The sequence below is a fragment of the Brevibacillus sp. FW306-2-1A-C05A genome (genome assembly GCF_058781555.1).
In genome coordinates this window covers 1-22505 of sequence record NZ_JBYSWV010000048.1, presented here as the reverse complement: position 1 = coordinate 22505, position 22505 = coordinate 1, and the positions used below count along the sequence as shown (strand labels likewise).

Annotated in this window: 21 protein-coding genes and 2 tRNA genes; 13 read left to right on the top strand and 10 right to left on the bottom strand. The window is 54.7% G+C overall.

The annotated features are described in order from the left end of the window. The first annotated feature begins 3 nt into the window (after positions 1-3). The 5 genes from AC3WJN_RS21505 to AC3WJN_RS21485 all read left to right on the top strand — a co-directional run bounded on the left by AC3WJN_RS21505 (position 4) and on the right by AC3WJN_RS21485 (position 3009). Positions 4-528, top strand: a complete 525-nt coding sequence (locus AC3WJN_RS21505; protein WP_005836621.1) for an RNA polymerase sigma factor — start codon at positions 4-6, stop codon at positions 526-528. Then, on the top strand, positions 518-1540 hold the full coding sequence (locus AC3WJN_RS21500; RefSeq protein ID WP_007786014.1) for an anti sigma factor C-terminal domain-containing protein: 1023 nt from the start codon (positions 518-520) through the stop codon (positions 1538-1540). Before AC3WJN_RS21505 ends, AC3WJN_RS21500 begins: the two co-directional genes overlap by 11 nt. Positions 1541-1657: 117 nt before the next feature. Then, positions 1658-1734, top strand: a tRNA-Pro gene (locus AC3WJN_RS21495). Positions 1735-1750: 16 nt separating this feature from the next. Beyond that, positions 1751-1833: transfer RNA gene (locus AC3WJN_RS21490), tRNA-Leu, on the top strand. A 651-nt stretch (positions 1834-2484) separates the two neighbouring features. Next, positions 2485-3009, top strand: coding sequence for a type 1 glutamine amidotransferase domain-containing protein (locus AC3WJN_RS21485; RefSeq protein ID WP_007780806.1), 525 nt, complete (start codon positions 2485-2487; stop codon positions 3007-3009). Positions 3010-3076: 67 nt separating this feature from the next. On the opposite strand, the gene AC3WJN_RS21480 is transcribed toward AC3WJN_RS21485, so the two are convergent. Genes AC3WJN_RS21480 through AC3WJN_RS21465 form a run of 4 tightly spaced genes read right to left on the bottom strand, consistent with a single transcriptional unit; the run spans position 3077 to position 7143 of the window. Next, positions 3077-3229 carry a hypothetical protein gene (locus AC3WJN_RS21480; protein WP_005831649.1) on the bottom strand — a complete coding sequence of 51 codons (153 nt, stop codon included), beginning with the start codon at positions 3227-3229 and terminating at the stop codon, positions 3077-3079. Between the two features lie 5 nt (positions 3230-3234). Continuing rightward, positions 3235-4467, bottom strand: a complete 1233-nt coding sequence (locus AC3WJN_RS21475; RefSeq protein WP_221843604.1) for a Ger(x)C family spore germination protein — start codon at positions 4465-4467, stop codon at positions 3235-3237. Next, a complete protein-coding gene (locus tag AC3WJN_RS21470; RefSeq protein ID WP_007780799.1) occupies positions 4460-5566 on the bottom strand; it encodes a GerAB/ArcD/ProY family transporter in 1107 nt (368 codons plus the stop codon). Before AC3WJN_RS21470 ends, AC3WJN_RS21475 begins: the two co-directional genes overlap by 8 nt. Next, entirely contained in the window at positions 5563-7143 is a 1581-nt protein-coding gene (locus AC3WJN_RS21465) for a spore germination protein (protein ID WP_007780798.1), read from the bottom strand. Before AC3WJN_RS21465 ends, AC3WJN_RS21470 begins: the two co-directional genes overlap by 4 nt. A gap of 197 nt (positions 7144-7340) precedes the next feature. Between AC3WJN_RS21465 and AC3WJN_RS21460 the strand changes: the two genes are divergently transcribed. After that, the gene (locus AC3WJN_RS21460) at positions 7341-8981 is read left to right on the top strand and encodes a dynamin family protein (protein ID WP_007780797.1); all 1641 of its coding nucleotides are present in this window, start codon (positions 7341-7343) and stop codon (positions 8979-8981) included. Between the two features lie 5 nt (positions 8982-8986). Further along, the gene (locus tag AC3WJN_RS21455) at positions 8987-10954 is read left to right on the top strand and encodes a dynamin family protein (RefSeq protein ID WP_007780796.1); all 1968 of its coding nucleotides are present in this window, start codon (positions 8987-8989) and stop codon (positions 10952-10954) included. 306 nt (positions 10955-11260) lie between these two features. Here the strand turns inward: AC3WJN_RS21455 and putP are convergent, their stop codons facing one another. Both putP and AC3WJN_RS21445 read right to left on the bottom strand, forming a co-directional pair. Beyond that, positions 11261-12724, bottom strand: coding sequence for a sodium/proline symporter PutP (gene putP / locus AC3WJN_RS21450; RefSeq protein WP_007780793.1), 1464 nt, complete (start codon positions 12722-12724; stop codon positions 11261-11263). Between the two features lie 192 nt (positions 12725-12916). Beyond that, on the bottom strand, positions 12917-13375 hold the full coding sequence (locus AC3WJN_RS21445; RefSeq protein ID WP_005831639.1) for a hypothetical protein: 459 nt from the start codon (positions 13373-13375) through the stop codon (positions 12917-12919). A gap of 129 nt (positions 13376-13504) precedes the next feature. Between AC3WJN_RS21445 and AC3WJN_RS21440 the strand changes: the two genes are divergently transcribed. Continuing rightward, positions 13505-13711 (top strand): cold-shock protein, encoded by a 207-nt coding sequence (locus AC3WJN_RS21440; protein WP_005831638.1) that lies wholly within the window; start codon positions 13505-13507, stop codon positions 13709-13711. Positions 13712-13868: 157 nt separating this feature from the next. Here the strand turns inward: AC3WJN_RS21440 and AC3WJN_RS21435 are convergent, their stop codons facing one another. After that, positions 13869-14066 (bottom strand): hypothetical protein, encoded by a 198-nt coding sequence (locus AC3WJN_RS21435; RefSeq protein ID WP_005831636.1) that lies wholly within the window; start codon positions 14064-14066, stop codon positions 13869-13871. A 138-nt stretch (positions 14067-14204) separates the two neighbouring features. Next, the gene (gene pdxR / locus AC3WJN_RS21430) at positions 14205-15638 is read right to left on the bottom strand and encodes a MocR-like pyridoxine biosynthesis transcription factor PdxR (RefSeq protein ID WP_005831633.1); all 1434 of its coding nucleotides are present in this window, start codon (positions 15636-15638) and stop codon (positions 14205-14207) included. Between the two features lie 137 nt (positions 15639-15775). Here pdxR and AC3WJN_RS21425 point away from each other — a divergent pair, with 137 nt between their 5' ends. Both AC3WJN_RS21425 and AC3WJN_RS21420 read left to right on the top strand, forming a co-directional pair. Then, entirely contained in the window at positions 15776-16570 is a 795-nt protein-coding gene (locus tag AC3WJN_RS21425) for a thymidylate synthase (RefSeq protein ID WP_005831631.1), read from the top strand. After that, complete coding sequence (locus AC3WJN_RS21420) at positions 16567-17040, top strand: dihydrofolate reductase (protein WP_005831629.1); 474 nt, start codon at positions 16567-16569, stop codon at positions 17038-17040. The genes AC3WJN_RS21425 and AC3WJN_RS21420 overlap by 4 nt, the downstream gene beginning before the upstream one ends. A 34-nt stretch (positions 17041-17074) precedes the next feature. Here AC3WJN_RS21420 and yqeK read toward each other — a convergent pair whose 3' ends face one another. Further along, positions 17075-17710 carry a bis(5'-nucleosyl)-tetraphosphatase (symmetrical) YqeK gene (gene yqeK, locus AC3WJN_RS21415; RefSeq protein WP_005831627.1) on the bottom strand — a complete coding sequence of 212 codons (636 nt, stop codon included), beginning with the start codon at positions 17708-17710 and terminating at the stop codon, positions 17075-17077. Between the two features lie 192 nt (positions 17711-17902). Here yqeK and AC3WJN_RS21410 point away from each other — a divergent pair, with 192 nt between their 5' ends. The 3 genes from AC3WJN_RS21410 to AC3WJN_RS21400 all read left to right on the top strand — a co-directional run bounded on the left by AC3WJN_RS21410 (position 17903) and on the right by AC3WJN_RS21400 (position 21421). Beyond that, the gene (locus tag AC3WJN_RS21410) at positions 17903-18901 is read left to right on the top strand and encodes a PHP domain-containing protein (protein ID WP_005831626.1); all 999 of its coding nucleotides are present in this window, start codon (positions 17903-17905) and stop codon (positions 18899-18901) included. A gap of 83 nt (positions 18902-18984) precedes the next feature. Continuing rightward, positions 18985-20178 (top strand): M20 metallopeptidase family protein, encoded by a 1194-nt coding sequence (locus AC3WJN_RS21405; RefSeq protein ID WP_005831624.1) that lies wholly within the window; start codon positions 18985-18987, stop codon positions 20176-20178. 136 nt (positions 20179-20314) lie between these two features. Next, entirely contained in the window at positions 20315-21421 is a 1107-nt protein-coding gene (locus tag AC3WJN_RS21400) for a YheC/YheD family endospore coat-associated protein (protein WP_005831622.1), read from the top strand. Between the two features lie 85 nt (positions 21422-21506). Here AC3WJN_RS21400 and AC3WJN_RS21395 read toward each other — a convergent pair. Further along, a partial coding sequence (locus tag AC3WJN_RS21395; protein WP_492329330.1) for a restriction endonuclease occupies positions 21507-22505 on the bottom strand: 999 nt, incomplete at its 5' end.

Below are 22505 nucleotides of genomic sequence, written 5' to 3'. Positions count from 1 at the left end.
GAGATGAAGGCACAACTATGGAGCGAATGGTTCGCCGAATACCAGCAGCCGCTGTACCGCTATTTGTACCGGATGTGCGGTTCGCGCGAGGTGGCCGAGGAGCTGTTGCAGGAGACGTTTTACCGTGCCATGCTCTCCCTCTCGATTCAGGATGCCCGACAGGCGCGGGCGTGGCTCTACAAAGTGGCGCGGCATTTGTACATCGACTGGCTGCGCAAACAAACGTCGGAAAAAAGCATGCTGGAAAACATCCGCCGTCTGTTCAGCGCGTCCTCGCGCACGTATGAGCCGGAAACGATGTATCGCCAAAAAGAGGACAAGCAGCGGGCAGAGTGGATTTTGCAGCAACTGCCCGAGCGGATGAGGACGATCCTCTACCTGCGCGAGATCGAGGAATTTTCCTATCAGGAGCTGGCGGAGACGCTTGCGATGAGCCTCGATCAGGTAAAAGTCACGCTGCACCGGGCGCGAAAAAAATTTCGCGAGTGGGAGAAGCGAGTGGAAGGAGGAATGGACGATGGAGGATGACAAGCTGCGCGAAAGGCTTGATGTGTCCGAGATAGTCTGGGACGAAAAAAGGGCGCGACGCCTGATCTGGCGGTCGCGGTTTGCGCTGTGGAGAAATATGGCGCAAGTATTGCTCGCCATATGGTTTTTGTACATGCTCTACATGCTGGTGATTCAGATCGGCTATGCGAAGCTGGGCAAGGAGGACGACCTGGTCCGCTACGCCGCGACCTTGGTCGAGACGCATTACCCGGGCTTGAAGGTGAACAAGTCGGGGCACACGCCGGTGTCGCTGTCTCCCTGGCTGACGCAAGAGACGACGCTTCTCCTGTACAAGCAGCTTGGCAAGTGGGAGGAGGTCGTCGGCACGGTGACGGTCAAAAAGCCGCTCTGGGGCAAGCTTGCGTACGACATCCACTATCAGCAAAAGCAGCTCGACGACCGGGACGGAACGTTTCGTTTTGCCCTGCCGCTGTCGCTGCTCGGCAAAAAGCCTCTGGAAGTGCGCGAGGAGCAGAACGAGCTGTGGGAGCAGCTCGCCCATATGGAGGACGGCTACGTAGCGGAGATGGCGTTTTCCACGCTGCAGCCGTACGAGCCGCTGCAACTCTTCAAGCTGCTGGAAAAGTACGATCTGTCTGTGCTGCAGATGGCCGTGTACGGAGGCGAGCTGAAAACCTTTCAGCCGACGCATACGCGAAGCGGCAGTACCATCCGCGTCCCGCACCTGGTGCTGAGGCCGGCAGTTCACTACAGCGAGGGAGGAAGCATGAGCTACGAGACGACGATGGATTTGCCCGAATCGGTGGAGGAGGCGACCAATCAGCTCATTCCTGATTTGGAATGGATGCAGTCCTATGCGCCTGATGAGTTCGATGTGTATGACGACAAGCGTCTCGCCTATTTGCGCGAAAACGGAATCGCCGTCTATGGCGCCGTCGTCACAGGACCGATTCGCGAGTTGGAGAAGCTGCGTGCCGAGCCTGAGCTGCACCGCTTTCAGTTGGGCAGGATTGCCGTATGGAACTGGTAGCCACATTTTTTTAAAATCCGGTCTTGATTTTGGGACGACTTGCCTGTAAAATACGTAAGTGTTGCGGCACTTTGCAGATTTTGTCGAACAAAGTGGAGCAACGTCGTGTGAGCAAATCGGGAAGTAGCTCAGCTTGGTAGAGTACTTGGCTTGGGACCAAGGGGTCGCAGGTTCGAATCCTGTCTTCCCGACCATTTTGCACACGAACGGGCCGGTATGGCGGAATTGGCAGACGCGCGCGACTCAAAATCGTGAGGGAAACCGTGGGGGTTCAAGTCCCTCTACCGGCACCAGCAATCCATACATATGGTTTTTGTTATAAGGTGGGGAACAGCGAGCAAATCCTGTTTCTCACTTTTTTCATTTTCGGGCGCCGCTTTGAGTTACAAATTAGTGAAAATGGACAAAGAAAAAGTCAACGATGAGAGTTGACTTTAGGAACCATATATCTTCTACTGAAGTGTCATAAAGATAAAAGCTATTGTAACCAGCAGGAAGAGGACAAACAAAACCCCAAACACTATAGAGGTGTTTGCTGCTTTATTAAATCGAGCAATATTAGAGTTCTTTAATGACTCAATAGAACTAAAAAAACTTTTCATTGCCCCCACAAAAAACAACAGTGTAAAAAAGCAAAAAAATATAGCAAGATCATCCCTCCCTCAATACATTAATGTTTTCTTCGTTTTTCTCGCTCTTTCGCATGTTTTCATCTTTGACGCACGAAGCGCTTGAGGATAATATTTGACGGAGAGTGAATATATGGAATGGACCTGTTGGCGGGAATGTAATAGACATTCTTTTGCAGGAAAAAGGGGATTGCGACTGACTAAGTACGACTTTGCGCACTTGAAATAGTCTTTGCTTAACAATGTCACTGCTGTTCTTTATTATGAATTTGAGACAAGCTTCTTCTATGCAAAGAGAAAAAGGAGGCGGATATCGTGAGACTTGCGGGAAAACGTGTAGTCTGCTTTGTAGAAAGCGAATTTGAAGATTTGGAGCTGTGGTACCCGGTGCTGAGGCTGCGCGAGGAAGGGGCGACTGTCCATTTGGCGGGGCCGCAGGCGGGACACGCCTACATCGGAAAATACGGCGTGCCGTGCGAGGTGGACAAGGCATTGAGCGAGCTTGATCCGGCGCAGTACGACGGCGTGCTCGTGCCGGGTGGCTGGGCGCCGGACAAGCTTCGCCGCTATCCGGAGGTGCTTTCGTTTGTCCGTGCCATGCACGAGGCGAAAAAGCCGATCGGCCACATTTGCCACGCGGGCTGGGTGCTCGCCTCGGCAAAAATTTTGGCCGGAGTGAAGACGACCTCTACGCCTGGCATCAAGGATGACATGGAGAACGCAGGGGCAGTGTGGGTCGACGAAGAGGTGGTCGTCGATGGGCACATCGTCGGTTCCCGCCGTCCGCCTGATTTGCCGGCGTACGCGAAGGCTTTCGCGGATTTGTTGGCTGAAAACTAAGGACAAGCAGCGCAGTTGCAACAAAAATAGGCACGCTCGTTGACAAAACGCCAGGCGTGCCTTTTTTTTATGAGCTTGGCCTCTTGGTGTTCTTCCAGGGCGGGTCCCCCCACTCGTGGATTTTGTTGCTGGCCGTGTAAAACAAAAACGGGATCAAAAAAGCGAGCAGCGCGCCGCCAAAGGTGAGAAACGGGGGCAGCGAGCCCAAATATTTCATCATGCTGGTCACCTTCCTTCTACTTTTTCCGAACGGTTGATGGAGCCGACATTTCGCAAGTACACCTTGGCTTCGACGTGGATTTCGCTCTTTTCGTACAGGCGCTGCCCTTTTTCCCAATCGTGCTGGATCTGCTTCCAGAGCGAGTAGTCTTTTTGGCGGATATTGCTGCCCAGCTTGATGACATCGGCTTTCATTTCCTTGTGCACTTTCTGGATCGTATCCCGGCACATCCGCTCGATTTCTTTTGCGAACGCTTGCTCCAGCTTCTTCGTCTCTTCCTTGCTGAGAAAATCCATCAGCGCGTAGGCTTCTGCCAAAATGCCCTCGCACTCGATTTGGATCGTGAAAATAAAGTGCTGCTTGTCGCGCAAATCTTGTACGATAGAATGCTTCGTCCCCTGGATGTTCAGGACGACCAAATCGTTTTTGACCTTGGCTTTTAACAGTCCCCCGTTAATATTCCCCGTCAAGAAATTCAAGCCCTCGGTTTCTTCTTCGCCAAGAAAGCCGACCATTTGGTTGCGATTGGAAAACACAGCGCTGCCCGCCATTTTGATTTCGTTTTTTTCCGCCCGCACTCTCGGAATGACGAAGCTGAACGGGTTGAGCAGCTCCTCGTGAACATCTCCCACTCTGACCTCGGGAAGCATGCGCGCATTTCGATCGATGTTTTCACCAATCGAGTTGATGTAGAGCGCGGGCAGCTTTTCCGTTTTCGGCTTGACCTCGATAATGCTTTTGGCCGGGCCATTGGAGATAAAGACTTTGCTGCTTCGCCTGGAATCGGGATCGCGCAGCAAAAAATCCATGGCGTTGGCAAAGCCGTTTTCGGAGCGGGCCACTTCTTCCGAGATGACGAGAATCTTGAGGTGCTGGTAAAACGGAGCGCGACTGGTTCGGGTAGCCAGCTCGCGGGAAACCTCGAAAAGCGAATCCCCCTCCGAGGAGAGGTTGAGAAACGCTTCGTTCGTCGTGTTTTGTCCGCCACCGCCGCCCTGGTTGCCTGCGATCAGTCCGCCAGGGATGACGAGCTGGTGGGTGACGAGGAAGCGCTGCTTGACCCGTGGTTTTCCCGGCGATTCTTTCGCAGCCCGTTTTTCGGCCTCGTTGGAGCGGGGGGCATCAATGGCGACACCGACGACAAAGCCGCGTTCCTCAATCTGCACCTGGTCCCAGCAGCCCGTGACCAGCGTGCACAAGAGAACGACCATGCAGGCCAGAGTAAAACGCCTATTCATGGCCCCTCACCCCGCGGATGATGGCGAGCAGCAGTAGCAGGATGGGGCACAGGTAGACGATAATCATTCCGAAATACGTCACATAGTCGGCAAACGTAAAGAAGTCGACCAGATTTTGCGGGAGCATCGCGACGAAGTAAATAATCGGCGACAAGAGCAGGATCCAGACCAGTTTTTTTACGTTGCGGAACATCGACGCTAAATTGAGGATCGTGATATCGAGCCACATCATGCACGTATCGAAAATCGTCATGATCCAGATCGCAAAAAAGATCGATTCGACCCGCTCGAAAAAACCGCCGGGAATTTCCACTTCTTTCGCAAGATCAATCGTCGGGTACGTCAAGTTTTTGGCGACCTCGGCCGAAAAGACGCCGATGACGAAAATGTAGATCGTCAAGTAGAGGGCCACCGGGATGAACAGCCCGAGCGCCATGGCCTTTGTTCCGTCTTTTGGCCGTTTCATCAGCATCGTATAGAAGAGAATGATTTCGAACCCGGAGTAGGAAAGCCCCACCGCTTGCGAGCCGTCCAGCAAGGAGCGCCAGTCGGATGAGAAAAAGGGGCGAACGTTTTCGACTTCGATCAATTGCGAGGTGAACAGCAAGACGAAAAACATCACGACCAGGACGACTGGCAAAAACAACAGGTTGAGCCGCAGCATGGAGATGCGCGATCCCGCCACGGCATACTGGACGATCAACAGAAAGCTCAACGTAATCATTTCGACTGGGGTGTTGTAAAACAAATACTGCTTGGCGATGTTGCCGATCGCGCTAATCTCGAAGGACACGAACAGCATCGTGTACAGACAGACGAGCAAGGTCAGGACGTAGCCGACCGGCTTGCTTGCGATCATCGAGGTGTACTCGAAAAAAGTTTGCCTGGGGAAGCGGGCGGCGAGCTTGGCGAGCAGCCAGCCGATCAGAAAGGCGATCAGGCCGCTGATGACGACGGAAATCCAGCCGTCGAATCCGCTGGTCGCTTTGGCGAGCCCGCGCGGGAAGGTCAGGATGCCGACACCGATCGTAACCGCGGCGATGTTGATACCCATATGATTTTTGGTGAGCATTTTATCTGACAAGGTTTGTGCACTCATTTGGAGTCCCCTGTTCTCATTCGGATTTCATCTTCTGGGTGCAGGACTTCGGGACGGTCTTTTAAAAAGGTGACAGGCGCGCGCAAAATCAAGTCTTTCCAGTCTCTGGGCATTTGCGGGGCAAACGGAGCCAGGTACGGATGGCCGATGCTCGTCAGATTGGACAGGTGGATGATGATCGTAATCAGGCTTAGCACGACGCCGTACACCCCGAAGATGGCGGCGGCAAACATGGCGAAAAACCGGATCATGCGAAACGCGATCGCCAGGTGGTACGACGGAATGGCAAAGGACGAAATCGCTGTCAGCGCTACGACGATGACCATGACCGGGCTGACGATCCCGGCTGATACCGCGGCGTCGCCGATGACGAGACCGCCGACGATGCCGACCGTCTGGCCAATCGGTTTGGGCAGACGCAGCCCCGCCTCCTGCAACAGCTCCATCGTCGTAATCATCATGATCGACTCCACGAAAGCCGGAAATGGAACGCCGTCCCGTGTGGCGGCAATGGAGAAGGCGAGATCGGACGGAATCAGGCCAGGGTGAAACGTGACCAGGGCGATGTAGAGCGACGGCGAAAATACAGCGAAAAAAGCGGCCAAATAACGCAAGAGCCGGGTCAGTGTGCCGACGATCCAACGCTCGTAGTAGTCCTCGGGAGAGTGCATGAGCAGACCGAGCGTGACGGGGAGAATCAGTACCATCGGCGTGCCGTCCAGCATGATCGCGACCCGCCCTTGAAACAGGGCGGCACTCACCTTGTCCGGGCGCTCCGTATTGTGCACCTGGGGGAAGGGCGAGAGAAAATCGTCCTCGATCCACTGCTCGATAAACCCTGACTCTTCTACTTCATCAATGTCGATGGTGGCGATTCTGCGGTGAACTTCCTTGACCAAATTGTGATCCACAATATTGTCGATGTAGGCGACGATCAGCTCGGTTTTGCTGCGCGTTCCTACCAGGGTGCTATCAAAGCGCAGGCTCGGGTCCTTTACTCTTCTGCGGATCAGCACCGTGTTGTCCCGGATGCTTTCAGTGAAGCCGTCGCGTGGACCGCGCACAAGCCCTTCGGAGACGGGCTCCTCGATGGCCCGGGACTTCCAGCCTTTGCTGTCAATGAGGATGATCTCGCTCGTGCCGTCGACAAAAATGGCGGTATCTCCGGACAAAATACAGTCGATGGTGGCTGCGAGAGACGTTTCTTTTTTTATTTCGACAACGGACAAGACCTCATCAAAAAGCAGGTTGAGGATCGCATCTGGTTCAGTAGGAACGGTTTTTTCCGCGGTAGAGATCATCAACTGGATATGGCCCAGCACTTGCGTATGGAGCATATCCGCATTGGCCAGACCATCAATCGCAATGACGGCGCACGGATGGTTGCTGTTGCCGATGAGAAAGCTGCGGATCAGCAGATCGTGAGGGTTGCCAAGCAAGGAGCGAAACAGGTCCATGTTTTCCTGCAGGCTGCTGGACAGCTTTTTGCCGGCAAGCTGTGGCTGTGACTGCTGCATGTGCTGTATGAGGGGAGAGGTTTTCTTTTTGCGTCGCTGGGCGAAAAATTTTCGCATCATGGAAGTCCCTCCCGTTCAAAATGCGAATAGCATGTTAGTGCGATTTTTTCCAGAACAAAGGGAATTTATGCGGATGAAAGTTCCACGACAAACTTTCGCACAAAGAATTGAACAACCCTATGAGGTATGATACATTCGGCATGGTAGAATAGAGAGTAGTAGAGAGAGTAGGAAAGACGGAGAAGGGTGGAATCGTAGTGCTTGACAGTCAAGTTTTGGTTCGGGAGACAGACTTTGCGAAACTCGCGCATGCATGGGAAGAGCTGGCGCAAGCGATGGCCGGGCAGGGAGATCAAGCGACTCCTGCCAAGCTGAAGCAGCTTGCAAAAAAAACGCGGAAAGCCGAGCTGAACATCGCTTTCTGTGGACACTTTTCCGCAGGGAAGTCCACGATGATTAATACGCTGCTGGGGGTCAGCCTGCTGCCCTCCAATCCGATTCCGACCAGCGCCAATGTCGTGAAGATCCGCGGTGGCGAAAAAGCTGCTCGCGTCTATACAATGAACGGCGACGTCGTGACGTTTGATCCGGATACGGAGATGGAGAAGCTCAAGCAGTTTGCCGTTGATGGAGATACCGTGGAGTCTGTAGAAGTCTCCTATCCGGGAACGCTTCTCGACGAGCATTCCAGCCTGCTCGACACGCCAGGGATCGACTCGACCGACGCCGCGCACAAAATCGCGACGGAATCCGCGCTGCACCTGGCTGACGTCGTCATTTACATGATGGATTACAACCACGTCCAGGCAGAGGAAAACTTCAACTTTACGAAAACCTTGAAAGATCGCGGCAAGCCAGTCTATCTGGTTGTGAACATGATTGACAAGCACATTGACTTTGAGCTTGATTTTGAGAGCTACAAGGAAAGTGTGGAGGAAGCGTTCGCGACCTGGAACATTCATCCCGATGGCATTTTTTACACCTCGCTCGCGGAGCCGGACCATCCGGAAAACCAGTACGCGGAGTTTCGGCAAAAGCTGCTGGCGATGATCGCTGGACGCGAGGAGCTGGTAGGCAAAAGCGTTCGCAGCGCTGCCGAGCATTTGATCGAGGAACACGTCCAGGCGGTAAAGGCCAGCCATGCCTCCAAGCGTCAGGAGCTGGAAAGCAAGCTGGACAGCCTGGAGCTGGCAGACGTAGATAGCCGCGATGCCCAAGGGGTGTCCGCCGCGCTTGCCCAGGCAGAGGCGCTCATGGCGTCGCTGAAAAACCGCACAGCAGAAGCGCGCGCCCAGATGGAAAAAGACTTGGGCTCGCTGCTCGACAACGCCCGGTTGACGTACTACAGCACGAACGAAGCGGCGCAAAGCTACCTGGAGAGCCGCAAGCCTGGCTTCAAGGTGGGCTTTTTGTTTGCGGGGAAAAAGACCGAGGAAGAGCGCCAGCGCCGCGAGGAAGCGCTGTTGGCCGAGTTCCGCGAAAAAGTGGCGGGCAATCTCGACTTCCATTTCAAGGAACTGATGAGCAAGCAGCTTCAAGCGCATGACATCCGCGACGAGGAGTACCACGCGCGTGTCCATGCGACCGAGATCGCAATAACGGGCGAGTTCCTGGCCAAGCACATCAAGGATGGGGCGGCTTCCCGCGAGTATGTGATGAACTACTGTACAGACGTCGCGAACGCGATCAAGCTGGAGTACAGACGCGCGGGTCTTCTGTTCATCGAGGAAGTCGTCGGACGCCTGGAGAGCCAAAGCGAGCAGGAGAGCGCGGCACAGCTCGAACGCCTTGGCGTCCTGCGCGAGATGGCTTCGCTGCATGAACAGCTTGCAAGCCTCACCGCGAGCGAAGAAAACACGAGAGAAAGATTGCAGGCAATCATGCGTGAAGGAGAATAGGAATCATGAATCAGCTTCGAGACAAACTTGTGGCGGCCGCAGAACGGCTGCGCCGCGCAAGCCATGAAATCGTTTCCGTACCAGGGATGCAACAACAGGCGCTGGCGATGCAGGAGCGGGCAGAGCGCCTGACCGCCAACCGCTTCACGGTCGCCTTGTTCGGCGCATTCAGCGCCGGAAAATCTTCTTTTGCCAATGCGTTGATGGGCGATCTCGTCCTGCCTGTATCGCCGAACCCGACGACGGCGGCGATCAACAAAATCATGCCGCCAAGCGCGGAGCACCCGCACGGCACGGTGCGCGTGGTGCTGAAACAAAGAGACGCGGTGGAGCAGGACGTGCTGCGCTCGCTCGCCGTTTTTGGACTGCATGCCGCAAGCCTGGAAGGCGCGCTGTCCGAACTGAACAAAATTGACGTGGCGCAAATTCCGCCGACAGCGAAGCCGCACTACACGTTTTTGAAAGCCGTCACGAAAGGTCTCCCCGAGATGGACACGCATCTGGGCGGAGAGCTGATCGTGGACATGCAAGCATTTAAAAGCTTCGTCGCCAAAGAAGAAAAGGCTTGCTTTGCCGAATACATCGAGCTTTTCTACTCTTGCCCGCTCACCGATCAGGGCATCGTGCTGGTCGACACGCCAGGGGCGGATTCCATCAATGCCCGCCATACGGGTGTGGCGTTTGAATACATGAAAAACGCGGACGCTGTCTTGTTCGTCACGTATTACAATCACGCGTTTTCCCAGGCTGACCGCGAGTTTTTGCTGCAAATGGGCCGGGTCAAGGACACGTTCGAGATGGACAAGATGTTTTTCATCGTCAATGCGGCTGACCTCGCCGCTTCGGAAGAGGAGCTGCAGGGTGTCATTGCGCACGTAGAGAAAAACTTGCTCACCTGCGGCATCCGCCTGCCGCGCATTTATCCGGTATCCAGCCAGACGGCGCTTTTGGCGCGCATGCATGAAAAAGGCAAGCTGGCGGCTTCGGCGGAAAAAGTATACCGTCAGCGCACGCAAACGGCAGAAGGCGCTCCGCTCATGCCGGCAGAGGAAGCGTTCAAGCTGTCAGGCATGGCCGCTTTTGAAACAGCGTTTCTCCGGTTCACGATCGACGAGCTGACACAGATTGCCGTGAACGCAGCGATGGGCGAAATTCGCCGCGCTTACGACACGTTGACCGAGTTCATGCGCATGGCCCAGTCCGGTGAAGACGAGCGGCTCGCCCGCAAGGAAGCGGCGAGCAAGGCCCAGTCGGATGCGTTGGCTGCCGTAGCGGCTCTGTCTACCGCTTCGTACGAGCGCGACCTGACAAAAGAGCGCGAGGAACTGCTCTACTACGTCAAGCAGCGGCTGTTTTTCCGCTTCAACGAGCTGTTCAACTTCGCCTTTAACCCGGCGGTTCTCAAGGAAGACGGGCGCAGCATGAAGCAGGCGCTCCAGGGCTGCCTGACCGATCTGCTGCGCTCGATCAGCTACGATCTGGCACAGGAGCTGCGCGCCACCACACTGCGCCTGGAAAAGTTCCTGAGCAAGCAGGGAGCCGCGCTCGTTTCCGCGTGGCAAAAAGACGTGCACGCCTACGCAGCAGGTTTGACGCTGGCGCCGTACCAGCAGCGCCAGGTCGAGACGCTCGCCTTTGCCGAGGAGCTGCCGGTGTCTGTTGAGGCATTCCAGCCAGCGCTTGGGCTGTTCAAAAACACGAAAGACTTTTTTGAGCAGGACGGCAAGCTGAAGCTGCGCGAAGAGCTGGAAAAGCGCATGCAAGAGCCGGTAGCGGCTTACGTCGCTACCGGAAGCGAGCAGCTTGGCGAGCAGTTCAGCGCGCTGTTCAGCGAGATGGTCGCGACAGAGCGGAACCGGGTTGTCGAGCAGATTAACGAATACTTCACAGGGCTGTTTGCCGCGCTGGATATGACCGTGGATCTCGAAGAGCTGGGAGCGAAGGTAAACCGCGTGGCCGCGGAACTGGAGTAACGGCTTGTGAAGCGATAGAAAAAAGAAGGCAGCGCACGCTTTTCGTCAGGCAAGGGACGGGCGTGGCTGCCTTTTTTTACGTGCAGCTAAGACGGCGCCAGCGGCTTGGCGCAGCCAAATTTTGTCATGCGGTCCGAATCTGTCGGAACAAGAACCGCTGCGGGCGGGTAAGCAAGTTTGGCGCACAGCAACGGTTGCTCGTGCGAGGGCCTGACAAATAGCGGCCAAAGCTTTAACCGCAACGAAAAAAACGCCCAAGCATTTGCACGGGAGGCAAAGCGTGGGCGTTTTTTGCTTGGGCCAGTTTTATTCGCTTGCTTTTTTGTACTGGTCAAACTGGGCAGCCACTTCCTTGGACGGTTCGCTGGTCAGCTTGCTGACGATAAGGATGGCGAGCAAGCTTGCGGCGAAGCCCGGAACCATTTCGTACAGGAAGTCTTTCAGCACATCGAAGCGCGTCCAGACGATGACGGTGACGGCTCCGGCGATCATGCCAGCGAGCGCGCCCCATTTGTTCATCCGCTTCCAGTAGAGGGACAGCAGGATGACAGGACCGAACGAAGCGCCGAATCCGGCCCAGGCGTAGCCGACGAGGTCGAGGATCGTATCGTTTTTGTTCAGCGCCAGCAAAAAGGCGATGACGGCGACGATCAGGACGGAGAGGCGGCCGACGGCGACCAGCTCTTTATCCGAAGCCGAGCGCTTGAGAAACGTTTTGAAAATGTCTTCCGTCAGCGAGCTGGAAGTCACGAGCAACTGGGAAGAAATCGTGCTCATGATCGCAGCCAAAATCGCAGCGAGCAAAAAGCCGGTGATGAGCGGATGGAACAACACAGTACCGAGCTGGATAAAGATCGTTTCCGGGTCGGCAATCGTCCAGCCTTGCTTCGCGAACAGCGCAATCCCGATCAGTCCGGTAAACATGGCGCCAGCTACGGAGAAAATCATCCAGCCCATTCCGATTGAACGCGCTTTCTTAATTTCTTTTGTTGAAGTAATCGCCATAAAGCGGACGATGATGTGCGGCTGTCCGAAGTAGCCGAGCCCCCAGGCGAACAAGGAAATAATTCCGAGCAGACTTGTATCTTTGAAAATATCGAGCAGGGACGGATCGACCGAGCGAATGGTCGTAAACGTTTCGCCCACGCCGCCAACGGTCAAGATCGTGACGAGCGGCACCATGATGAGGGCAATGACCATAATCAGCCCTTGCACGGCATCGGTCCAGCTTACGGCGAGGAAGCCGCCAAACAGCGTGTACGCGATGGTAACCAGGCCAACTACCCACAAGCCTGTACGGTAGTCCATGTCAAACGTGTTTTCAAACAGGACACCGCCGGATACAAGGCCAGACGAGACGTAAAACGTGAAGAAGATCATGATAACGAGTGCCGAGACAAGGCGCAGCATCCGGGAGCCATCACCGAAGCGGTTTTCCAGGTAAGCCGGGATCGTAATGGAGTTGTTGGCTACCTCCGTGTACGTGCGCAGACGCGGAGCCACGTACAGCCAGTTGGCATACGCACCGAGTGTCAGACCGATGGCGATCCAGGAGGCGCTAAGGCCTGTGGCGTATATCGCACCGGGCAATCCCATCATCAGCCAGCCGCTCATGTCGGATGCGCCAGCGCTGAGAGCGGTTACAGTTGGTCCGAGTGACCTGCCGCCGAGCATGTAGTCACTCAAGTTGGAGGTACGCTTGTAGGCATAATAGCCGATGAGCAGCATGCCTACCATGTACACAATGATGGACGTGAGCAGCATATTCATGGATAGCACCTCTTGTTCAGTTCAATATTGTTAAAAGTAATAGTGACGTCTTACACAATATCATGCCCAGATATGAAAATCTACAAAAAAAACACAGAAAATTTAGTAGAAAAACAATAAAAAGTTTTTAATCGAATTAAAAAAACCCGCGATTTTACCATCGCAGGTTCAATTTTCTATTTTATCCTTTTTTTACTGCACTTGAATCTGTCCATTGCCGTCAAGAGTCACCTTGAACTCCTTCACGACAGTAGGCTCTGCACCCGGGTTGTTCAAATCGTGTTTCAGCACTTGAAAAGACCCGTCGCCAGCGAGCTTGCCTGTGTATTCCACTCCGAACAGTTCGGACTTGTAAAAACTGAAGTTGGCCAGCTCAGTCTGCTGCAACTGGTCGACGAGCAACTGTCCGTCACCGCTGAACATGGCGTTGCGCAGAGGCTCAGAGGATTCGTATTTTTGCTGGAGATAAGTCTTCAATTGCTGGGCGATTTCCGATTCTGCGAGCTGCTTGCCCGCTTCCACCGCCTGCTTGCCTACCTCGATGGCCTGTTTGCCCGTTTCTACTGCCTGTTGCGCTGTCTGTACGCCTTCGGAAATTTCCGAGCAGGCTGTCAAGAGCAGCGCGCAGCCGAGAATCCATGCTTTTTTCATGTTCGTGCTCCACCCCTTCCTTGCACTCTTGAATCGTACTTGATTTATTTTACTGTATATCCACTTTCGGCGCATCCGCATATGATGAGGTAAGCGTAAGAGCTGCACTGATTACAGGGAGGAAGCGCAATGATTCAAGGGAAAGTAAAATGGTTCAGCAAGGAAAAAGGATATGGATTCATCGAGCGGGATGGAGGCCCTGACGTGTTCGTGCACTATTCGGCGATCACGGGCACAGGCTACCGGAATTTGGAGGAAGGCGAGCAGGTCGTGTTTGAGATTGTGAATGGACAGCGGGGATTGCAAGCGGCAAATGTCGCGCGCAAAATCGTCTAGGCAAGAACAGAGCTTATACTGTAGCCTGTAAAAACAGCAGATGACCGATCCGTCATCTTTTGATTCCAGACGCCGTCACACCCGTAAGGGCAGACGGCGTCTTATTGTTGGCAGACCGTTCTTCCAGGGGGGGTTTCCCCCGCAGGGAGTGCAAGTCCTACAGGTTGTAGAGAAAGACGGCCAAGGCGATGACGAGCATCGACGTAATACACCCGTATATGAGCAGCAGGTTGCGCGAACGCTGCTTGAAGCTGCGCTGCTTGGCTTCCACAGGCTTCAGACCGATGAGAAACGTCCCGACGAACGCAAAGACAACGAGGATGATGACGGCAACAATAAAGGGAAAAATAGTCATGACGGACCAATCGTCCTTTCTGTATCACACAGTCATCCTGTGAGGCACACACAAGGATGCAGATGGTTGGTAAGGTATCTGCTTCGATCATATACCGTCCTATGCAAAAAGTGGCCATCCACTTTGCGGTTTTTTTGCTCATCCACTTGCGGTAAATGCTTCTGCAAAACGCTCGACTGCGGCAGGAATTTGTCCGAGAGAGGCTCTTCCGAACGTAAAGCGCACATGCCCCGGCGCTGCTCCGAACAGATGGCCGGGCACGAAGACGACGCCCCGCTTGACGGCTTCGGTCAGGAGCTGCTGCTCGCTCCATGTTCCGGCAAAGCGGCACCAGAGATGGATGCCGCCTTGTGCTCCCGCCATGTCGACCTGTTCGCCGAATGTTTCTTGCAGCGAAAAAAATAGCTGGTCGTGACGGAGGGCAAGCTGCGTGCGCAGCCGATCGACGTGCCGGGCAAACTCGGCGGAAGCCAAAAAGCGGTCGGCCAGCCATTGCGGGAAAATGCTGTGCCCGAAGTCAAACTGCTGCTTCGCGTCCGCCAGCCGCTCGATGACGGTCTGCGGGCCGACAATCCAGCCGATGCGCAGGCCGGACGCGACGATTTTGGTCAGCGAGCTGATGTACAGGACTGTGCCGTGCTTGTCCAATGATTTGAGCGTAGGGATCGGTTCTTTGGAAAAAGCGGTCAGGCTGTAAGGATCGTCCTCGATGATCGGAATGCCGTTTTCAGCGGAAAAAGCGAGCAGTTGCTTCCGGCGGGCAAGCGACAGGAGCGTCCCGGTCGGATTTTGGAAGTTCGGGTTGAGAAACACCATTTTGATCCGATGCTTGCGGTGCAGTTCGGCGAGCTGGTTCGGGTCGATGCCATGCCGCTCGACGGGAAGCGAAAAGGTGCGCAAGCCAGCCGAGTGAAACAGCGGCAAGGAATGGCAGTACGAAGGCGTCTCGATCGCTACGGCGTCGCCTGGTTTGAGCAGGCATTGCACGACGAGGTGCAAGGCTTGCTGCGCCCCGGAAGTAATCATGATCGAGGTGGCGGGCGCTTCGATGCTGCGCCATTCTTGCATATGGCGGCCCAGCGTCTCGCGCAGCGACCAGTTGCCTTGCGGATGCTCGTAGCCGAGGTGAGCGGGAAAGTCATCCGGGCTTATCAACTGTCGCAGCGTATCGCGGGGAACGAGATCAGGCGAAAGCTCGCCGCTCGCCAGGTCGATCAGTTCGTTTTCCTGCGTTTCTCTGCGGATTTTCCGGATGAGCGGCAGATTGGGGCGAAACGATCCGGTCTCGGTCAGATGCCGCCAGTTCGGGACCCGCGTGCGAGCCAAGCCCCAAATGTCCTGGCTGACGAGCGTTCCGCTCCCTTGCCTGCGCTCCACGATCCCGGCCGCCTGCAGCTCGTCGTAGGCGGCGACAATCGTCGAACGGTTGACGCCCAGCTCTTTTGCCAGCGAGCGCTCTGAGGGCAGGCTGCTGCCCGGGCCGAACTCGCCGCTGCTGATGCGCTGCTCGATCTGCTCGGCAATTTGCTTGTATAACGGCTTTGTTTTTGTCCCTGTCGTCTTGTCGTCCATGTCCATCCTGCTTTCTGTGCGTGTTCAAATTCCGTGGCAGAAGTTAAAATCATCCAGCTCATTATACCATTGATCGAATCTTGGCTTTCAATTTTGACACGGTTTGTTTAGTATAGAGGACGAAGGAGTTGATGGGGTTGAAACAATATTTAGACTTGTGCCGACGCATTTTGGCTGAAGGCGTCACGAAAGAAGACCGGACAGGCACAGGTACGATGAGCGTTTTCGGGCATCAGATGCGTTTTGATTTGAGCGAGGGCTTTCCGTTGGTCACGACGAAAAAGCTGCATATGAAATCAATCATTCACGAGCTGTTGTGGTTTTTGTCTGGAGACACCAACATTCGCTACCTCCAGGAAAACGGGGTGCGAATCTGGAATGAGTGGGCAGACGAGAACGGCGATTTAGGCCCGGTGTACGGCAAGCAGTGGCGTTCCTTTACCGGGCGCGACGGCAAGACCGTGGACCAAATTCAATGGGTGGTGGAGGAAATCAAAAAAAATCCGGACTCCCGCCGTCTGGTCGTGAGCGCGTGGAATCCGGCGGACTTGGACGAGATGGCGCTGCCGCCGTGCCATTTGCTGTTCCAGTTTTACGTGGCGGACGGCAAGCTGTCGTGCCAACTGTATCAGCGCAGTGCCGACACGTTTTTGGGCGTGCCGTTCAACATTGCTTCCTACGCGCTGTTGACGCACATGGTGGCACACGTCACCGGGCTCAAGGTCGGCGATTTTGTCCACACGCTGGGCGACGCGCACCTGTATGTGAACCATATCGAGCAGGTGAAGCTCCAGCTCACGCGCGAGCCGAAGCCGCTGCCCAAGCTGAAGCTCAATCCGGCGGTCACGTCCATTTTTGACTTCACGTATGACGATATCGAAATTGTCGATTACGAGGCGCATCCGCACATCAAGGGCGAGGTGGCGGTATGATTAGCCTGATTGTGGCTTACGCGAAAAATCAGGTGATCGGCAAAGACGGCGACATGCCGTGGAGCCTGCCAGCCGACTTGAAAAACGTCAAGGAGATCACGACCGGCAAAACGATTGTCATGGGCAGGAAGACGTTTGAGTCGATCGGCAAGCCGCTTCCGAACAGGCGAAACGTCGTGCTGACCCGCAGCCGGGCCTTTCACCCGGAGGGCGTCGACGTCGTGCACACAAAAGAAGAGGTGCTCGCGCTGGGCGACGTCATCATTTTTGGCGGTGCCGAGATTTACCGCCAGTTTCTGGATGTCGTGGATCGGATGTACATTACGGAAATTGATCTGGAGACGGAAGGCGACACGTTTTTTCCGGCCTGGGACCGCGACGCGTTTGTGCTTGTGGACAAGCGCGAGGGCGTAGTGGACGAGAAAAACGCGCATCCGCATACATTTTACGTGTACGAGCGCAAAAAATAGATGATCGGCGATCGTATAGAAAAAATGCCTCCTGTCAGTCAGGAGGCATTTTTGGTTTGGCGGCGCGTTCAGATAGCTCCAGATAGGCGTCACGCAGCCACGGATGCACGACGCGGAGCTTGTCGCGCCGCTCCCACAAATACGCCAGATAGACGAGCGCGGCGCACTCCAGCGAATCGTCCAGCGCCGCGAGCAACGGCTGGAGATAGGGGGGCGTGCCCGGCTGATCCCACTTGATTTTGTCGGCCACAAAAAGGACGAGGTCCAACGGCTTCGCGCCGGCCTTCAATGTCGTGTGGCAGCCGATAGCAGATAAAATGTCTGCATCCGAAACCGCAAAAAGCTCGCGGGCTATGACGACGGACAGCTTTTGGTGCACGATCATCGGAAATTGTTCTTCCTCTGGCAGCACGTCCACCCCTGCCAGCCTCGCTACCTCGATCCTCTGGCTGTTCGGAAAAATCGCGCTGCTGTCGTGCAAAAGCCCTGCCGTGACGGCGGCTTGCCGATCCACGCCGAAGCGGATCGCCAGCCGTTCTGCCTCCTGGGCAACCAGTACGGAGTGCCGCGCTGTTTCGGTGCATCCGTGCAAGCGAAAGAGGCTGCAAATATCGCGAGCCAGGCTATCTGTACGTTCCCATTCTTTTGTCCACGCTGCCAAAAGCGTCATGGGCATTCTCCTTTTGCCGAACAGGCTGGACTCTCAAAAGGGGCAAGACTTTTCGTGCGAAAAATCAGTATATTCCTATTGTACAAACAAAAGACGGCGCGTGTCGAGCTTTCCCTCTCCCCAAGACATATCGCAGCCGCCTTTCGCATACAAACAGTAGAAAACGGGTGGACAAACCGCGGGAGGAATAGGATGAAGGTCGACTTTCACGTGCATCTGGAAGAAGGGCCATACTCGCTGGACTGGCTGGTCGGGCAGGCTTGCGCGCTCCGGCCGTTTTTGGACGAAAAGGAGGAGAGCGAAAGCCGAGGCTGGGCCAACGAACTGGTCAAAGGGCTTGCCCAAAGGCTCCAAAACGGCCCGTACTCCAGAGAGTGGCTGGACTTGTATCGGGCGCGGGCCAAGCAGGCAGGAATCGTGCAAGTGTGTGTAGCGGAGCATCTGTACCGTTTTGCGGAGTACCGCCCCTACTACGAGCGGCATGTTCGCGTAGGCGACGACCGCCTGGGCAGGGCGCAGCGGCGCTGGCTTGCGCAGATGGCCAACGATTCGCTTCCGGCCTACGTCGCGTTTCTGGCGGAAGAGCGCGAGCGATGGGCGGAGGACGGCCTTGCGCTGCGCATCGGGATTGAGCTAGATTATTTTCCGGGCGGGGAAGACGTGCTGCGTGAAGTGAGCGGGCAGTATCCGTGGGACGTGTGTATGGGAGCGGTCCATTTTCCCGGGGGATGGGGCTTTCCGGTTCGGGACGTCCAGGAGCATTGGGAAAGGGTGGCGCCAGCGGGCTTGTACAGCAGCTATTTCGATGTGCTGGAGCAGGCGATCGAAAGCGGCCTGTTCGATGTCATGGTGCACCTCGACGGGATCAAAGCATTCGGGCCGAAGCCGGACGAGACGGCGCTCTTGCCTTATTACCAGCGGATCGCCCGGGCGCTGCGGCGCAAAGACATGGCCGCCGAGCTGAACGCCGGGTACGTGCGCGGCCAGTCGCTGCGCGAGTTTTCCCCGAGCTTTCGCTTTTTGCAAATTCTCGCGCAGCACGAGGTGCCGATCACGCTGTCTTCGCATGCGACCGCTCCCGATCAGGTGGGGCAGCATCTGGCCGAGGCGCGGGCGCAGTTGAAGCGGGCAGGCTTTGCCGCTGTCGCCGTTTTTGCCGACAGAAAAAGGAGCGAGCTTGCGATTGGCTGAGGGAGCTTCCCCATTGTGGGCGCATTTTTGCTATGATAAAGACAGGCATAAAAAAAGTGCACCCAGTGGGAGGAGAAAAACAGATGTCCTTGCAGGAACAACTGAAATCGTTACTCAAAGAGGTGGAGCCGCAAATCATTTCGTGGCGCCGCCATCTTCACCAATATCCGGAGCTTTCCTTTCAGGAGGAAAAGACGCCGGCGATGATTGCGGAAATCTTGAGAAATCTGAATTTTGACGAAGTGCGGACAGGAGTAGGCGGCCGCGGGGTGATCGGAGTGCTCAAGGGCAGCCGTCCGGGCAAGGTCGTCGCGTTGCGCGCCGATTTTGACGCGTTGCCGATTCAGGATCAAAAAGACGTTCCGTACAAGTCAACTGTTCCTGGGGTCATGCACGCATGCGGCCACGACGCCCATACCTCCCAGTTGCTGGGGCTGGCAAGCGTACTCGCTTCGCACCGCGACCAGTTCGCCGGAGAGATTCGCTTTTTGTTCCAGCATGCGGAGGAAGAATCTCCGGGCGGCGCGATTCAAATGACGGAGGACGGGGCAGTCGACGGCGTCGATGCAGTGTTTGGCGTCCATCTCTGGTCCATGCTGCCAGTAGGCAAAGTGTTCATCAGCGGCGGCCCGATCATGGCGAACACGGATGACTTCGTGATCGAGATCAAAGGGCGGGGCGGCCACGGCGCTGTTCCGGAGGAAACGGTCGACTCCATCGTGATCGGCTCGCAAATCGTCGGGAATTTGCAGACGATCGCCAGCCGCAACGTCAGCCCGCTGGAGAGCGTCGTCGTGACGGTCGGTACGTTCAATGGCGGCGACAACAACAACATTATTGCAGATAGCTGTCGCCTGACGGGAACCGTGCGTACGTTTTTGCCGGACGTGCGGGATCGCGCGGAGCAGCGCCTCGGCGAAATCGCCATCGGCACGGCGAAGATGATGGGCGGCGAGGCGAAAGTATCGTACGAGCGCGGCTACCCGGCTGTCATCAATCACGAAGAGGAAGCGCAGCTCGCCCGCGAGGCGGCAGTGGCGGCGTTTGGCCCTGAGCGCGTGGAGCCGATGAAGCCGCTGATGGGCGGAGAAGATTTCTCATACTACCTGGAAAAGGTTCCTGGCGCCTACCTGTTTGTCGGGGCGGGCAATCCGGAAAAGCTGGCGAACTACCCGCACCACCATCCGCGCTTTGACATCGACGAGGATTCGATGCTCATTGCCGGAGAGCTGTTGGGACGAACAGCCCTGCTCTACTTGGAAAAGCATCAGGCGTAAACAAGAAGACTTGCAAAGATGCGCTTTTGCCTAGCGGTGGCAAAGGCGCTTTTTTTTGCCTGCTGCCATAAACTGATGAAATGAGGCGTCACACACCGCACACGGCATACGGGTGAACAAAGGAGGGACGGCCTCAGTGAGAAAACGGATCGGCATACTGACCTACCGGGGAGAAGCCGGATTTGTCGAACCAGGATTTTTGCGCCGTCTGGTCAAAGAAGGCAACGGCATGGGGGCGGATGTTTTTGTATTCGGGCCGCAGGATGTCCAGTTTTCCAAGCGCAGGATCAAAGGCTTCATCCCCGCCGAAAAAGGCTGGAAGAGTGAATGGTTCGACTGGCCGGACATTGTCATCGACCGCTATCGGTATTACCCGTTGGCGAAGCACAGCCGCTACCTGCCGTTTCGCAAGCAAAACTGGTTCCGCTATGCCAACAGCCGTTTCACGAATAAATTTAATCTGCATCAAATTTTGCAGGTAGATCCGCTTTTGACGAGGTGGCTGCCGGAAACGTTCGCCTACTCCAGAAGCACGCTCGTTTCCATGCTGGCACGCCATCGCCTGGTCTATCTCAAGCCGACAAACGGCTCAGGCGGGCGGAGCATCCTGCGCGTGGAAAAAACCGAAGAGGGCTACTTGCTGCACGGCCGAACCAAGCAACAGGCGAAAAGCAGCGAAAAGCTCCCGTCCATCGCCAAAGTATGCGAGCGGCTGGAGGCGTGGATGGAGCGCGAGAAAAACGGCAGAGAAGACTTTTTTCTGCAACAAGGGCTACAGTTGTCGCTGGTGCCGGGGCGAACCGTCGATGCGCGAGTGCTGGTGCAAAAAGACGGAAAAGGCATCTGGGGGCTGACGGGCATGGGAATCCGCATCGGCTCGACGCGATCCTCGACCTCGAATTTGCACGGCGGAGGCACGGCGATGGCGGCGATCCCTTTTTTGGTCAATCGCTTCGGGCAAGAAGAAGCGAGGCGCATCGTGCTGGAATGCAAAGAGCTCGTCGTGCAAACGGTGGCGCGCATCGAGCAGCACTTCGGGCAGATGATGGAGTTTGGCTTTGATCTCGGCATTGATGTGCACGGCAGGGTGTGGATTATCGAAATCAATCCGAAGCCGGGCCGGGAAATATTCAGGCAGTTGGGAGAGCTTCGCCGCTACCTTCAGGCGGTGCGCCGCCCTTTGGAATACGCTTTGTACCTGATCGAACAGGACGCGCAGCGAAAAGACCAGTCATTCGGTTGAAAAGGCCCTTCTGCAGCTGGAAGGGTCTTTCTCAACGGATAAGAAAGTATAAATTTCGAGGAGGGAAATTCGCCCCCCCTTACCTTCAATCGAAGAAATCTTTCTTCAGAGGAATTTGTAATTTTGAATTTAAGACTTTACCTTGAAATTGTGGAAAACGTTTAAAAAAGTCTTCTCCTGTTGTTAAAAAGAAGTGTGTTATTCTTACCATACCTTCAATTATTTCTGCAAAAAATATGGCGTATCTAACATCACAATGTCGAATTTGTCTTCCGTTGATAGCGGGAATATCTAAAACATCTTTACTATCAGGACTGAATAAACCAAGATCAATTGTAGGAGATGTTTGGAGTTTTACCTCTAATAGTTGATGTTTTACGTCAGGAAATCTTCCATCATCCTTATAATTTGAATAGCCTAGATGTTGACAAACAAGTCGGTGAAGTTCGGCACCTCTATTTCTTTCTTGATCCGATCCTAAGTCTGGGAACGAATTACCGACAATAGCTTTTAACTTCTCAAAAATAGTTTCAATTGATAATAAAGTTCCGGCTGTTGGATAATCAGTTGGATTAGTCGTATAATATGGAGTTTTTGCCTCTGCTACCATAACTGGATCTAAATTTTGAGTATTACTTTCAGAAACAAGTTCAACTATTTCATTTTTAAGAATAAGCCTTGCCTGATATTTTTGAGTTAATGTGCCTGTGTTGTCAAGGGAGGCTAACATATCCCCTGTAACTACCTTGACTTTTGTAATAATGTTTTCAGTGGAAACCCTAATTAAAACATATCGGCGATAAGATGAAATATCCTCATTCCAAATTTGAAGATTGTTGGATTTTTGAGTATAAGTGTCAAAATTTTGACCAAGAAATCTTGGTTTTGTTTTCTTAAAAGAAGATGGAACTGGATAACCTAAAACTTCACAAATTTTTGTTTTCACCACTTTTGAACGAGTTCGTATCGGAAGTGATCCTAATTCTAATCCGCTAAGTTCTTCATTAAGTAGTAATTCCAACTCTTGAGAAGGAATCCATAAATCAGGGTCTCCAATTGGTATTTCATCATAAATACTTAGACC